Source organism: Streptomyces sp. NPDC052040, from assembly GCF_044548405.1.
In the GTDB taxonomy this organism is placed as follows: Bacteria; Actinomycetota; Actinomycetes; order Streptomycetales; family Streptomycetaceae; genus Streptomyces.
On record NZ_JBIUBV010000013.1, the window covers coordinates 97,634 to 110,007 of the forward strand.

General features: G+C 70.3%; 11 protein-coding genes. 5 read left to right on the forward strand and 6 right to left on the reverse strand.

Annotated elements, in window-relative coordinates; all coding sequences use genetic code 11:
* Nucleotides 1-485: 485 nt before the first annotated feature.
* Nucleotides 486-1,727 (forward strand): DUF2993 domain-containing protein, encoded by a 1,242-nt coding sequence (locus tag ACIHAA_RS23840; protein WP_399820373.1) that lies wholly within the window; start codon nucleotides 486-488, stop codon nucleotides 1,725-1,727.
* Nucleotides 1,728-1,847: 120 nt separating this feature from the next.
* Nucleotides 1,848-2,636, forward strand: a complete 789-nt coding sequence (locus ACIHAA_RS23845) for an SAM-dependent methyltransferase (protein ID WP_399820375.1) — start codon at nucleotides 1,848-1,850, stop codon at nucleotides 2,634-2,636.
* Between the two features lie 84 nt (nucleotides 2,637-2,720).
* Here the strand turns inward: ACIHAA_RS23845 and ACIHAA_RS23850 are convergent, their stop codons facing one another.
* The 5 genes from ACIHAA_RS23850 to ACIHAA_RS23870 form a co-directional block, all read right to left on the reverse strand.
* Nucleotides 2,721-3,056 (reverse strand): WhiB family transcriptional regulator, encoded by a 336-nt coding sequence (locus tag ACIHAA_RS23850; RefSeq protein ID WP_399820376.1) that lies wholly within the window; start codon nucleotides 3,054-3,056, stop codon nucleotides 2,721-2,723.
* A 198-nt stretch (nucleotides 3,057-3,254) separates the two neighbouring features.
* Nucleotides 3,255-4,025: a glycosyltransferase family 2 protein gene (locus ACIHAA_RS23855; protein WP_399820378.1), complete on the reverse strand. Its 771-nt coding sequence runs from the start codon at nucleotides 4,023-4,025 to the stop codon at nucleotides 3,255-3,257.
* A 60-nt stretch (nucleotides 4,026-4,085) separates the two neighbouring features.
* Nucleotides 4,086-4,559, reverse strand: coding sequence for a GNAT family N-acetyltransferase (locus tag ACIHAA_RS23860; protein ID WP_399820539.1), 474 nt, complete (start codon nucleotides 4,557-4,559; stop codon nucleotides 4,086-4,088).
* A 180-nt stretch (nucleotides 4,560-4,739) separates the two neighbouring features.
* The gene (locus ACIHAA_RS23865; protein ID WP_399820381.1) at nucleotides 4,740-6,500 is read right to left on the reverse strand and encodes a thiamine pyrophosphate-dependent enzyme; all 1,761 of its coding nucleotides are present in this window, start codon (nucleotides 6,498-6,500) and stop codon (nucleotides 4,740-4,742) included.
* Nucleotides 6,501-6,514: 14 nt separating this feature from the next.
* The gene (locus ACIHAA_RS23870) at nucleotides 6,515-8,098 is read right to left on the reverse strand and encodes an FMN-binding glutamate synthase family protein (RefSeq protein WP_399820383.1); all 1,584 of its coding nucleotides are present in this window, start codon (nucleotides 8,096-8,098) and stop codon (nucleotides 6,515-6,517) included.
* A 188-nt stretch (nucleotides 8,099-8,286) separates the two neighbouring features.
* On the opposite strand from ACIHAA_RS23870, the gene ACIHAA_RS23875 reads away from it, so the two are divergent.
* A complete protein-coding gene (locus tag ACIHAA_RS23875) occupies nucleotides 8,287-8,715 on the forward strand; it encodes a YidB family protein (protein WP_399820384.1) in 429 nt (142 codons plus the stop codon).
* A gap of 87 nt (nucleotides 8,716-8,802) precedes the next feature.
* Here ACIHAA_RS23875 and ACIHAA_RS23880 read toward each other — a convergent pair whose 3' ends face one another.
* Nucleotides 8,803-9,735: an alpha/beta fold hydrolase gene (locus tag ACIHAA_RS23880; protein WP_399820386.1), complete on the reverse strand. Its 933-nt coding sequence runs from the start codon at nucleotides 9,733-9,735 to the stop codon at nucleotides 8,803-8,805.
* A 111-nt stretch (nucleotides 9,736-9,846) separates the two neighbouring features.
* On the opposite strand from ACIHAA_RS23880, the gene ACIHAA_RS23885 reads away from it, so the two are divergent.
* Both ACIHAA_RS23885 and ACIHAA_RS23890 read left to right on the forward strand, forming a co-directional pair.
* Nucleotides 9,847-10,473 (forward strand): CGNR zinc finger domain-containing protein, encoded by a 627-nt coding sequence (locus tag ACIHAA_RS23885; RefSeq protein ID WP_399820387.1) that lies wholly within the window; start codon nucleotides 9,847-9,849, stop codon nucleotides 10,471-10,473.
* Between the two features lie 224 nt (nucleotides 10,474-10,697).
* Entirely contained in the window at nucleotides 10,698-12,311 is a 1,614-nt protein-coding gene (locus ACIHAA_RS23890; RefSeq protein ID WP_399820389.1) for a sulfite oxidase, read from the forward strand.
* The last annotated feature ends 63 nt before the right edge of the window (nucleotides 12,312-12,374 follow it).

The window sequence follows — 12,374 nt, forward strand, 5'->3', positions numbered from 1 at the left end:
CGCATCGGCCCACGAGTCATGGCCGACCAGGGACACCCTGATACCCAGCGCCCCGTCGGTCGTGTCGGCCGTGAAGGCCCGAGTGACCTCGGCAGAGGGATGGTAGGAGTCCGCGGACGCGGTGGAAGCGTTCAGGAATTCCGTGCACACCGGCCCTCCGGAGCTCACGGCGAACTTCGGGGTCGGCGAGGCGGCGAGGCGGGAACTCGGCTGCATCGACTGCTGTGCGGCAGTCGACGAAGGCTTGGTCGCCTGGACCACCCTGCTGCCACTGCTGCACGCAGACGCGGGGACAACACCAAGCGAGAGCGCCACCGCCCACGCCACGCGTCTGACCTCGAGATTCACAGCCCGAGCCCTTGGATCATCAGTTCGACAAGTTCGGGCAGTGCAACGGTCCCGCTCCCTGGCGGTTCGAGGGGCGACGTCTGCCGGATTCCGTGCGGACTTGCCGAACCGGTACGCTCATATGATCAAATCTTGCGATGCGTACCCCCCACACACAGACGCATCATCCCGCTCAGTCGGACGGGTCTGCCGGCGAAAGGGTTCCGCTCCGCCGCAATCCCTATGACGAACTGGCCGCGCTGGCAGACGATCCGGTGGACGGCCGCCTCACGGAGGAGACCGCGCCGATCCCGCGGGACGACGACGAGGAGCCCTGGTCGCCGCCCAACCACCGGCGCGGCAGCCGCCGTCGCAATCGCGCCACCGGACTGTCCACCGTGGTCAGGGTCCTGGCCTGGACCCTCACCCTGGCCTGCCTGGTCACCCTGGCCGACCGCTGGGCGGTGCTCTACGCCGAGCACAAAGCCTCCGACCAGCTCAAGGACAAGCTGCATCTCACCGCCGCGCCCGAGGTACGGATCGGCGGTCTTCCCTTCCTGACGCAGCTGGCCGCACGGCGCCTGGACTCGGTCCGGATCACGGTGCCCGACATCCCGGCCGACCGGGTCACCCTGACCGAGGTCAGCGCCACCGCGGACCATGTGCGCCTGGACGGTGACACACCCACCGCGGTACGCGGTGCGCTGGTCCAACAGGTGCACGGCCGGGCCGTGTTGTCCTTCGCCGACATGAACCGCGAACTCGGCGCGTCGCAGGTGTCCTTCACCGCCCATGGGCCGCACGGGGTGCAGGCACGCGGCGCGTTGCGGGTCGCGAACCGTGATCTGCGCGTACGGGCCGATGTCGGCATCCGGCAGGAGGGGGAGCGCGGCATCGCCACCACCGTGGGGAGCATTCGGCTCGACATCGGTGACCTGGCGACGTACCGGCCCGGCACCGGGCCCGCCGACGGCCTCCATCTGACCCGCGACTCGGCACGCCGTCTCACAGAGGAGACGGCGAAGATCAAGGCCATGCTGGCCGTACCGGAGATCGTGCACCGGCTGGGCGTCCCCGACAGCGTGGTGCGCACCGCCCTCCGCGACGAGGACAAGCTGCACAGCCTCACCGGCGCACCGCGCTTCCTGCACGATCTGACCCGGGTGAACCTGGTGGACGCGGCGCTCGCCCACCCGCAGCTGCTCGGACGGCTGGGCCTGGACCCGTCCCTGCTCACCGCGCTGACCAAGCTCACCCGGCCCCATGTCGCCGACCGCTTCTCCTTCGCCTTCCAACTCCCCAAGCCGCCCACGGGTTCCCTGCGGCTCCAGGGCGTGACGGTGGACGACGACGGCATCCACGCCGACGTAGCGGGGGCAGGGCTGCTCCTGGGCCACTGAGCGCACCGCCTCGCACCGAGGCGGTCGTTTCCGGTTCCTCTTCCGGCACAACTGCCCTACACCCGCGGGTAAGGTGACCGCGTACTGGTCTGATTCGTTCACCGGCGCCATGGAGTTGCTATGCCGACCGCCTCACAGCCGTCCATGCCGATCGACACCGGCAAGGCACATCCCGCGCGGGTCTACGACTGGCTGCTGGGCGGCAAGGACAACTACCCGGTCGACGAGGCGGTGGGCGAGCAGCTGCCGCCCGAGGCGAAGGACGCGGCCCGGCAGAACCGCCAGTTCATGCACCGGGCGGCGGCCTGGCTCGCCGGGCAGGGGGTGGACCAGTTCCTGGACATCGGCACCGGCATTCCGACCGCGCCCAATCTCCACCAGATCGTCCAGGAGATCCTGCCGACGGCCAAGGTGGTGTACACCGACAACGACCCGATCGTCCTTCGGCATGCCGAGGCGTTGCTGGTCAGCCGTCCCGAGGGAGCGACGGACTACATCGAGGCCGATGTGCGGCAGCCGGACAGCATAGTCCGGCATGCCCGGCAGATCCTGGACTTCGACCGTCCGATCGCGCTGTCACTGATCGCGCTGATGCACTTCGTCCCCGATGGGCAGGACGCCCACGAGATCGTCCGGAATCTGGTGGCCGAGCTGCCCCGGGGAAGCTATCTGGTGCTGTCCCACGCGGCCTCCGATCTGTTTCCGGAACTCGCCGCCCAGGTCACCGCCGAGTACGCCAGGGGCGGCATCCAGCTCGGCTTCCGCACCCGGGCGGAGGTGGAACGCTTCTTCGCCGGCCTGGAACTCGTGCCGCCGGGGCTGGTGACGGTCACGGAGTGGGCCGCCTCCGCTCCGGCCTCCGCGCCGGAAGAGAGCGGGATCTACGCCGGAGTGGCACGCGTCCTCTGAGTCATTCCGCCTCTGAGCCATTCCGCCGTAGGACCCCTCCCGGGCTTCCGGGCCGAGCAGTCCCCCCGCGGCGATGCTGTGCGCTCACGCGATGCGCGAGACCGGGACCGAGGCGGCCGACTCGGCCACGGCCTGGTGCCGTCGGCTCTCGTGGTCTTCCCGCGCCGCTTCCAGCAGGCGCCGCCAGGATGTGACGGTGGGGCGGCGGCGCAGCAGGGCCCTGCGTTCACGCTCGGTCATGCCGCCCCAGATGCCGTGCTCGATCCGCTGGTCCAACGCATAGGCCAGGCATTCGGTGCGCACCGGACAGCCCGTGCACATGCCCTTGGCGAGGTGCTGTGCGGCGCCTTCGACGAAGAGCTCCTCGGGATCTCCTGCACGGCATGCCCCTCGCTCGGCCCAGTCCGCCTCTGTGTGCATCCTCGTGCCGTCCTCTCCCCCAGGTCCGGATGTGACCGTCTCTGTCGATGACGGATGGCATATGACAGTACGTCGTGCTCCGCGGATCGTCACCACGTGATGCTCGTTGTCACACCTTCGAGCGACCGGACTTGTGCCTCAAGGTGTCCAGGGCATAAGGGACTTGGGGCCCGGCAGCTGCCCCGCAGATCCGGCCGTCTATCCCCGGTGGTCCGGAGGGGACGGGCTCCCGGTCCAGGCCCGGAGTGCGTCCGCGCGCTCCTGTATCAGCGACATCCGGGCCTCCCACTCGGGCCCGGCCCGGTGCTGGGGGTGTGTGGTGATCTGGCCGTCGTGCTTGCGGTACTTGAGGCCGACGTCGCCGATGAACCAGCCGTCCGCCAGGGAGTCCAGGCCGAGCAGCAGGCCCGTGTCACCGGACGCCGGCAGGGCCATCCAGCCGCCGAGCAGCGCCAGCAGGGAGCGTCGCACGCACAGGGTGGCCGGGTGGATCCGGGGGCGACGGTGCTCGGCCCAGTAGCCGTAGGCACTCCCCCGTGGCAGCAGACCCGGCTCCGGGTCGCCGAGTTCGAAGGAGACCGTGCTGCCGTCCGCGAGGAGGTCGACCACCCGGGAGGTGGTCCATCCCACCGAAGTCCGCTCCTCCAGCGCGGTGATGTCGCGTGCGAGGGTTCCGGGGGTGAGCTGGTCGTCGGCGTCCAGGTTCTTGACGTACACGCCGGTCGAGCGGGCGAAGGCCATGGTCCGCGCCACATGGGGGCCGCCACGTCGGGACGTCGAGACACGGATGCGCAGATCCGCCGTCGGGAGGTGGGCCGCCGCGTCCACACCACTGCCGTCCTCCTGCACGCACCACTCCCATGACCAGCCGTCAGGGAGCCTCTGGGCGCGCAGCGATGCACAGGCCTCGGGAAGGAACCGCAGCGCCGCCCCGTGCACGGGGGTGACGACCGAGATGAGCTTGTCCATAACAGGTCTCCAAGAGGTCTCCCGCGGTGGTGAGGCCCTGCCCCGGCCGGGCGGCGCAGGCTACCCGACGCCGCCCGGTGTCCAGCGGAGCGTCATGGCGGGCAGATGCTCCATGTTGCCTTCGCCGTCGTCGATGTCGACGACGGTGAAGCCGTGGTGCTCGTAGAAGGCGCGGGCACCGGTGTTCTGCTGGAAGACATGCAGGGACACTCCGTCAGGGCTGTGCCGCTTGACCTCGCCGAGCAGCAGCGTGCCGATACCCCGCCGACGGAAGTCGGGGCGCAGATAGAGGTGTTCGAGCATATCGCCGTCCAGGGCCGCGTAGCCGGTGACCTCCTCGGCGTGCACAGCGACCCAGATGCGGCACTGCCCGAGCAGGACGTCCCCGACCCACTGGGTCACCTGCCCGTGGCTGCGCTTCTGCGGGGGCAGATAGGGCATCGTCACGGACCGGGAGGTGAGGTGGATCCGTGCGATCACGCTCGCGTCCTCCGCTGCCGCGCGCCGGATCCGGATCCCGCCGTCATCGCTCACATCGCTCACACCGCTCACACCGCTCACACCGCTCACACCGCTCACACCGCGAACCTAGCAGGAGCGGCAGTGAGTTGGTCCGGCACTTGATCTCGTACGGCGGAGGCCACGGGCGGCCCGGCCGGTGAGCCCGTGGCTCTGCCGTGGCCGCCGCCTGCCCGTGGGTCTGCCCCGCACCTGTCAGTGGTCGCCCTCCCCGTAACTGCGTACGACCTCCTTGACCTTGGCCACGGCGAAGCCCCAGCCCTGCTCGACGGTCGGCTTTGCCGGGACGGCGATCTCGTCGGGGTTGGTCAGGACGTCGAGCAGCACCGGGCCCTCGCTGCGGAAGGCGCGCCGCACGGCATCCTCCAGTTCCGCGGGGTCCGTCACCCGGATTCCGGTGACGCCCATGGCCTCGGCGACGGCGGCGAAGTCGGGGTTGTCCAGGACGGTGCCGAACTCGGGGAGACCGGCCTGCTCCTGTTCCAGCTTCACCATGCCCAGCCGTCGGTTGTCGAAGACGACCAGTTTCACGGGGAGTTGATACGTCTTCAGGGTCATCAGGTCGCCGAGCAGCATGCTCAGTCCGCCGTCCCCGCAGAAGGCCACGACCTGGCGCTGCCGGTCCAGGCACTGGGCGCCGAGTGCCTGCGGCATCGCGTTGGCCATCGAGCCCAGGTTGTAGGAGCCGATCAGCCGCCGTTCACCGCGCATCTCGACGAAACGCGAGAGCCAGACCGTGGCCATGCCCGTGTCGGAGGTGAAGACGGCGTCGTCGGCCGCGACCCGGTCCACGAGGGCGGCGAGCGCCTCCGGACGGATGTCGTGGGCGCGGTTGTCGAAGGTGGAGCGGATACGGCCCATGAGGCCCTTGTCGTGGGCGGGGTCCGCGAGACGGGCCTGTCCGGCGCGCCACTGCTCGAAGCGTTCCCGCGCCTTCTCCAGGTGGGAGCGGTCGCGTGCGCCGTCGGTACCGGCGGGTGCGGCGGCGAGGTGGTCCAGGAGGTCGCGTACGGTGGCTCCGGCGTCGCCCACGAGACCGACGTCGACGGGCACCCGGCGTCCGATGTGGGTGGCCTCGGTGTCCACCTGGATGACCGTCCGGCCCTCGGGATACCAGTCCCGGTAGGGGAAGTCGGTACCGAGCAGCAGCAGTGTGTCCGCGTCCTGGAGGGCGGAGGCGGCCGCGGGATTGCCGATCAGTCCCGTCTGGCCGACCTGGAAGGGGTTGGTGTCGCCCTCGAAGCCCGCCTTGGCCTTCAGGGTGAGCACCATCGGCGCGGCCAGCCGGTCGGCGAGGGCGAGGGTGTCCGCCCGGGCGGCCCGGGCGCCCTCCCCGACGAGCAGGGTGACCCGTTCCGATGTGTCGAGGAGCTGGGCGGCGCGGCGGACGGCTTCCCCGTCGGGCCGGCTGACGGGAGCGTTGAGGGAGAACCGGCTCGGACGGTCCGCGGTCAGTTCCTGTTCTCCCAGGTCACCGGGCACGGTGAGAACGGCGACTCCCTTGCGGCCCAGCGCGGTGCGCACCGCTGTCTCCAGCAGCTGCGGGAGCTGGTCGGGGGAGGTGATGGTCGCCCGGAAGACGGCCACATCGCTGAAGAGGGCGTCGTTGTCGACTTCCTGGAAGTAGTCGCTGCCGATTTCGGCGAGCGGGACCTGCCCCGCGATCGCCAGGACCGGGGTACGGCTCTTCGCCGCGTCGTACAGCCCGTTGAGCAGATGGACCGCGCCGGGTCCGACCGTGCCCATGCAGACTCCCAGGGTGCCGCTGAGCTGGGACTGGGCGCTCGCGGCGAAGGCCGCCGCCTCCTCGTGCCGGCAGCCCACCCATTCCAGGTCCTCGGTGGTGCGGATGGCGTCGGTGACGGGATTGAGCGCATCGCCCACGACGCCGAACACCTGGCGCACACCCAGCTCGCTCAGCGCGTCCACGATGACGCGGGCAACAGTACGGGCCACTTGAATCCTCCAGGTCATACGGTGAAACGGTCGGGGTCGGCGGCTTTCCAGTCGGCCGCCCAGGCCATGGGGGGCTCGGCGAGCAACTGCCCCGGTTGCAGCCACTCGTACAGCTCCTCATAGGAGCGCTCGGTCTGCGGGTCGACGCGCCGACGGAGCATGTGGGGGCGCAGCTCAGCGGGGTCGGTGACGCCCATGGACGCCATGATCTGCATCGCGCTGGCCACGGTCGCCTCCTGGAAGCGCCGCACGCGCTCCGTCTTGTCGCCGACGTCGAGGGCGCGGGCCCGCCGGGGGTCCTGTGTCGCCACCCCGGTCGGGCAGGTGTTCGTATGGCAGCGCTGGGCCTGGATACAGCCGACGGCGAACATCATGGCCCGCGCGGCATTGCCGTAGTCGGCTCCCTGCACCATGCGCTTGACCAGGTCGGCGCCCGTGGCGATCTTGCCGCTAGCCCCGATCCTGACGCGGTCGCGCAGCCCGGTGCCGACGAGTGCGTTGTGCACGGTGAGCAGCCCCTCCGTGAGGGGCGTGCCCACATGGTCCGCGAACTCCAGCGGCGCCGCACCGGTCCCGCCCTCGGCCCCGTCCACCACGATGAAGTCGGGCGCCGTGCCCTCCTCCAGCATGGCCTTGCACACGGCGAGGAACTGCGCGCGCGATCCGACGCAGAGCTTGAACCCGGTCGGCTTGCCGCCGGACAACTCCCGCATACGGGCCGTGAAACGGACGAGTTCCCGGGGCGTGGCGAACACCCGGTGGTACGGCGGTGAGATGACCGTTCGGCCCGCGGGAACGTCCCGGACCCGGGCGATCTCCGCGTTGACCTTCGGGCCGGGCAGGACTCCGCCGATGCCGGGCTTGGCTCCCTGGGAGAGTTTCAGGGAGACGCATTTGACGTGGTCGTGGGCGGCCTTGTCGGCGAACTCGGCGGCGTCGAAGTCACCGTCCCCGGTGCGGCAGCCGAAGTAGCCCGTGCCTATCTCCCATATCAGGTCACCGCCCGGGCGGAGGTGGTACTCGGACATCCCGCCCTCGCCGGTGTCCTGGGCGAAACCACCGGCCGCGGCGCCCCCGTTGAGCGCGAGGACCGCGTTGGCCGACAGCGAGCCGAAGCTCATGGCCGACACGTTCAGCAGCGCCATGTCGTAGGGGCGGGCGCAGTCGGGGCCGCCGACGCGCACCCGCGGCGGTGTCTTCGGGACGGCGCGGGGTGCCATCGACGGGACGAGGAACTCGTGGCCGGGCTGGTACACGTCGCGTTCGGTGCCGAAGGGCTCCTCCGCGGCGGTGCCCTTGGCGCGCTCGTAGACGATGCTGCGGACATCACGGTCGTAGGGACGGCCGTCGTAGTTCCGCTCGACGAAGTACTGCTGGAGTTCCGGCCGTATCCGCTCCAGGAGGAAGCGGGCGTGGCCCAGGACCGGGTAGTTGCGCAGCACGGAGTGGCGGCGCTGCACCAGGTCCCGGACTCCCAGCAGGCCCAGGAGCGTGAGCGGTACGGCGGCGAACAGCCACCAGGGCGAGATCCCGACCGCGGCAACGGCCGCCATCAGGCCGGTGACCAGGGTCAGGAGGACGAATGCAATGCGTGTCACCCCTCCCTCATTGCCCGGTGATCGGCGCCCAGTCCTTCGGTTTCGTCAAGAGGACCCCATGGACGCACCGCCGCCGATCGGCTGGTACGGCGTGTTCCGGGGACCTTCCGTCGCCCAAGTGGCGTCATTGCGCTTTTTGGGTGACATTGGCGGTGATCCCCATTTTTCGTCATCGAAAGGCTAGGACCATGGCGGGAAACGATCTCGGCAGCCTTCTCGGCTCGGTGCTGGGCGGTGGTCAGAGCGGACAGGGCGGACAGGGCGGCGCCGGAAAGATTCTGGGCGCACTGATCGGCGCGTTCAGCGGTGACCGCACCCAGTCCAATGACAATCCGCTCAGTGGCTTGATGGACAGGCTCAGCAAGTCGGGGCTTGTGGAACAGGCGCAGTCCTGGATCGGAACGGGCGAGAACAAGCCTGTCAGCGGCGCACAGATCAAGGAAGCGCTGCCGTCCGAGACGCTGACGCAAGTTGCGGAGAAGTCCGGAGTATCGACGACGCAGGCCGCGGATGAGATCGCCAACTCCCTGCCGAAGGCCGTCGACAAGCTGACTCCGAACGGGAAGCTTCCGCTGGCCGCCACCCTGGAGGAAATGATCAGGGGGCAGCGCGCCTGACGGAGCCCCGCGCGCGACCCACAGCGGTGACCGCCGCCCGTTCCGACGGGAGGCGGCCACCGTGCTGCTTTGCCGTGTTTTCCCTGATCAGAGGCCCTCAAGGAGGAACGGCAGAAGGCGGTCGAGGAGGGCCTTTGGGGCCTCTTCGGGGACGTAGTGTCCGCAGTCGGGAAGGACGGCGCCCGTGTACCGCTCCGCCACCGGGCGCAGCATCGCGTCGAGGCGTTCGCCCTGGCCGCGGACCCCGGCGACACCGAGGACGGGCAGGGCGAGGGGGCGCTGTCTGCGCCGTAGGTTCTGGGCGATGTTGTCGTCCGTGGCCCGGTAGTAGTCGAAGCTTGCGCGCAGTGCCTCGGGGTCGCGGGCGATCGTCTCGATGTAGAAGTCGACCGCGGAGTCCGGGAGGGGCCGGGCCGCCTTGTGGCGGAACTGGTCGCCGTAGTAGATGTGCTCGCGTCCACGCACCAGTTGTTCGTTGACGGAGCGCTTGCGGTTGAAGGCGAAGTGCCACAGCAGGTCGTTCTGCGCTTCGGAGCCGAAGGCCGGGATGTCGGCGGCGAGGCCGGGGATGCTCGCGTCGATCAGGGCGACGCGTTCGACCCTGTCGCCGTGGTCCGCGGCGAGCGCGTAGCCGAGCCACATGCCGACATCGTGCCCGGCCATGGCGAAGCGCTCATGGCCGAGCACCCGCATGAGGGCGGCCAGTTCGGCCGCGACGGTCCCGGTGTCGTAGCCGCCGTGCGGTTTGTCGGAGCGTCCGACGCCGCGCGGGTCGACCGCGATGACGCGGAAGTTTTCCGCCAGGCGCGGCATGACGAAGCGCCACACGTACCAGTTCTGCGGCCAGCCGCCGACGAGGAGCAGCGGCCTGCCGGTGCCGCCCTGGACGGTGTGCAGTGCGGTCTCGCCGACCTGTACCAGGGTGCTGCCGTAGATGTCCGTGAAGCCCTCGGGGAGCCATGGCACGCCGCTCACGGTGCCGAAGCCGGTGAGCGGCCGGGGGGCCGTCGTGGACGTCATATGTGTTCTCCCTCCACCGTTTCATTCGACCTGAGTGAACCAGTTAAAGCGGTTCACTTGGAGCCGTCAAGCTCTGCCCCCACCGGCGGGAGGCGCGTATCATGAACCGCCATGACCGGTTCTTTTGATGTCGGAAGCACGCCGCCCGCCGCGGGGGCGCGGCACCGGGCGGAGGACTTCCGCCTGGGCAACGAGGTGCTCGCGTTCCGTTTCGTCGCCACGCTCGGGGATCGTCGAGGTGACCCCGTGGAGCGCCTCGCCGCACCGGCTCAGCTGAGCGCCTGGCTCACGGTCAATGGACTCGGAGCCATGGACATGCCGGTCTCCGACGCCCTGCTGCGTGATGCGCGTCAGCTGCGTGAGGCCATCCAGCGGGCGGGTGTCGCCGCCGCGGAGGGCGGCACGGCGGATCCGGCCGACGAGGAGCTGCTCAACCGCTGGACCGCCCGCCACCGGGCCCACCTCGTGCTGACCGGCGGGAGGGCGAGGTGGCGCCTTCCGGACAGCGACCCGGCGCGTGCCGCGCTCGCCGTCGTCGCCGTGAATGCGGTGGCGACCCTCGGCGGCGACCATGTGATCAAGCGCTGTGAGCAGCGCACCTGCGGCGGCCTCTTCGTGGACACCAGCCGGGGCGGCCGCCGACGCTGGTGCTCGATGTCGACCTGCGGCAACAAGGTCAAGAAGGCCAACCTCAAGGCGGCGCACGCGGGTGCCGGGGAGGGTGCGGGGAGCGGGTGACTCCGTCGTCCGCGTCGACCTCCCGTCCTCTTGGGCATCGGACGCGCCCGGCCTTGCCGGGCGCCTTACGCCTCGCGGGGCGCGCCCTGCGCCCTGCGCCCTGCGCCCTGCGCCCTGAAAAGGTAATACGTCGCCGTGGGGTGCGGCGGATGGGTGGGAGAGCTCTTTTCACCTGATCCGGGGACGTCACCCATCCGTCCCGGCCGCAGCACCGGATTCCCGGCGTGAGGGACGACGAGAAGGAACCGGCGGGACCCCGGAGGCTGTTGCGCCCGGCGCTCGGTGCGTTGAGCGGGCTGCTGGCCGGTTTCTGCGCGCTGGCAACCGCCGAACTGGCCTCGGTCGCAGTCCGGCCGCAGGCCAGTCCTGTGGTCGCCGTGGGCGGGGCGGCCATCGACATGACCCCCGCCGCGGTGAAGGACTGGGCGATCCGTCACTTCGGGACCAGCGACAAGCTGGTGCTCCAAGGGGGCATCGTGGCCGTGCTGGCCGTCATCGCGGTGGGGCTGGGGGTGCTGGCCTCACGCTTCAGACGGGCGGGAGCTGCCGGGGTCCTTGCCTTCGGGACCATCGGAGCGGTGGCCGCGACCGGCCGTCCCGACTCCACGAGCCCCGCCGACGCCCTGCCGTCCGTACTCGGTGCCGTCGCGGGGGCACTGCTTCTGTACACCCTCGCGGGTCGTCTCGGGTTGGCGGAGAGGAGCGAACAGGAGCCCTGCATCGGGCAGTTGGCCGCCGCATCCGGCTCGTTCGACCGCAGAGGTTTCGTCCTGACGGCGGTGGCCGCTGCGGCCGCGTCGGCTGCCGCCGGGGCCGTCGGCAGGTCGCTGACCGGAGCGAGCGGCAAGGACGCGGTCGCCTCGCGCGAGGCGGTGGTGCTGCCCCGGCCCGCCTCACCGGCGCGGGCCGTCCCGGCCCGTGCCGCGCTGCGCATCGCCGGGATCAGCCCCTTCATCACCGGGAACACCGGCTTCTACCGTGTCGACACGGCGCTGTTGGTGCCCAAGGTCGACGCGACCACCTGGCGTCTGCGCGTGCACGGCCGAGGTGTGCGGCGGCCGGTCGTCCTCTCCTTCGACGATCTGCTGCACCGGGAGCTGATCGAGCGCGACATCACCCTCACCTGTGTCTCGAACGAGGTCGGCGGCCCCTATGCGGGCAATGCCCGCTGGGTCGGCGTGCGGCTCGCGGACCTGCTCGCCGAGTGCGGGGTACGACCGCCGTCGAAAGGCGGGCCGGCCGACCAGTTGGTGGCGCGCTCGGTCGACGGTATGACGCTCGGGACGCCGGTCGAGGAGGTGATGGACGGCCGCGACGCGATGCTGGCCCTCGGTATGAACGGCGAGCCATTGCCCTTCGAACACGGCTTTCCCGTACGCATGCTGGTGCCGGGGCTGTACGGCTATGTCTCCGCCTGCAAGTGGATCGAGGACCTCGAACTCACCACCTTCGACTCCTACGACCCGTACTGGGTCAAGCGGGGCTGGGCTCGAAGGGCTCCCGTCAAGACCCAGTCGCGGATCGACACCCCGAAGCCGTTCGCCCGGCCCCGGGCGGGCCCGGTGATGGTCGCCGGTGTCGCCTGGGCCCAGCACCGCGGCATCGACAAGGTCGAGGTCCGTGTCGACGACGGTCCCTGGCAGGAGGCTCGGCTGGCGGACGACGCCGGCCGCGACACCTGGCGGCAGTGGTCCTTCCCCTGGCAGGCCGCCAAGGGCGGACACACCCTGACCGTGCGCGCCACCGACCGTACCGGCCTCCTCCAGACCGAACGCCGTACGCGCACGATTCCCGACGGCGCGAGCGGCTGGCACTCGGTGGTGGTCACCGTCGAGTGATCCCCTGCGGCTCCACGCCTGCTCCGAAACAACCCTTTCCGCCCCTACCCCTTGACCGCGGCA

Coding starts and splice junctions, on each gene's coding strand:
- ACIHAA_RS23845 (WP_399820375.1), top strand. CDS start 1,848: ATGCCGACCGCCTCACAGCCGTCCATGCCGATCGACACCGGCAAGGCA.
- ACIHAA_RS23880 (WP_399820386.1), bottom strand. CDS start 9,735: ATGACGTCCACGACGGCCCCCCGGCCGCTCACCGGCTTCGGCACCGTG.
- ACIHAA_RS23850 (WP_399820376.1), bottom strand. CDS start 3,056: ATGCACACAGAGGCGGACTGGGCCGAGCGAGGGGCATGCCGTGCAGGA.
- ACIHAA_RS23875 (WP_399820384.1), top strand. CDS start 8,287: ATGGCGGGAAACGATCTCGGCAGCCTTCTCGGCTCGGTGCTGGGCGGT.
- ACIHAA_RS23885 (WP_399820387.1), top strand. CDS start 9,847: ATGACCGGTTCTTTTGATGTCGGAAGCACGCCGCCCGCCGCGGGGGCG.
- ACIHAA_RS23840 (WP_399820373.1), top strand. CDS start 486: ATGCGTACCCCCCACACACAGACGCATCATCCCGCTCAGTCGGACGGG.
- ACIHAA_RS23855 (WP_399820378.1), bottom strand. CDS start 4,025: ATGGACAAGCTCATCTCGGTCGTCACCCCCGTGCACGGGGCGGCGCTG.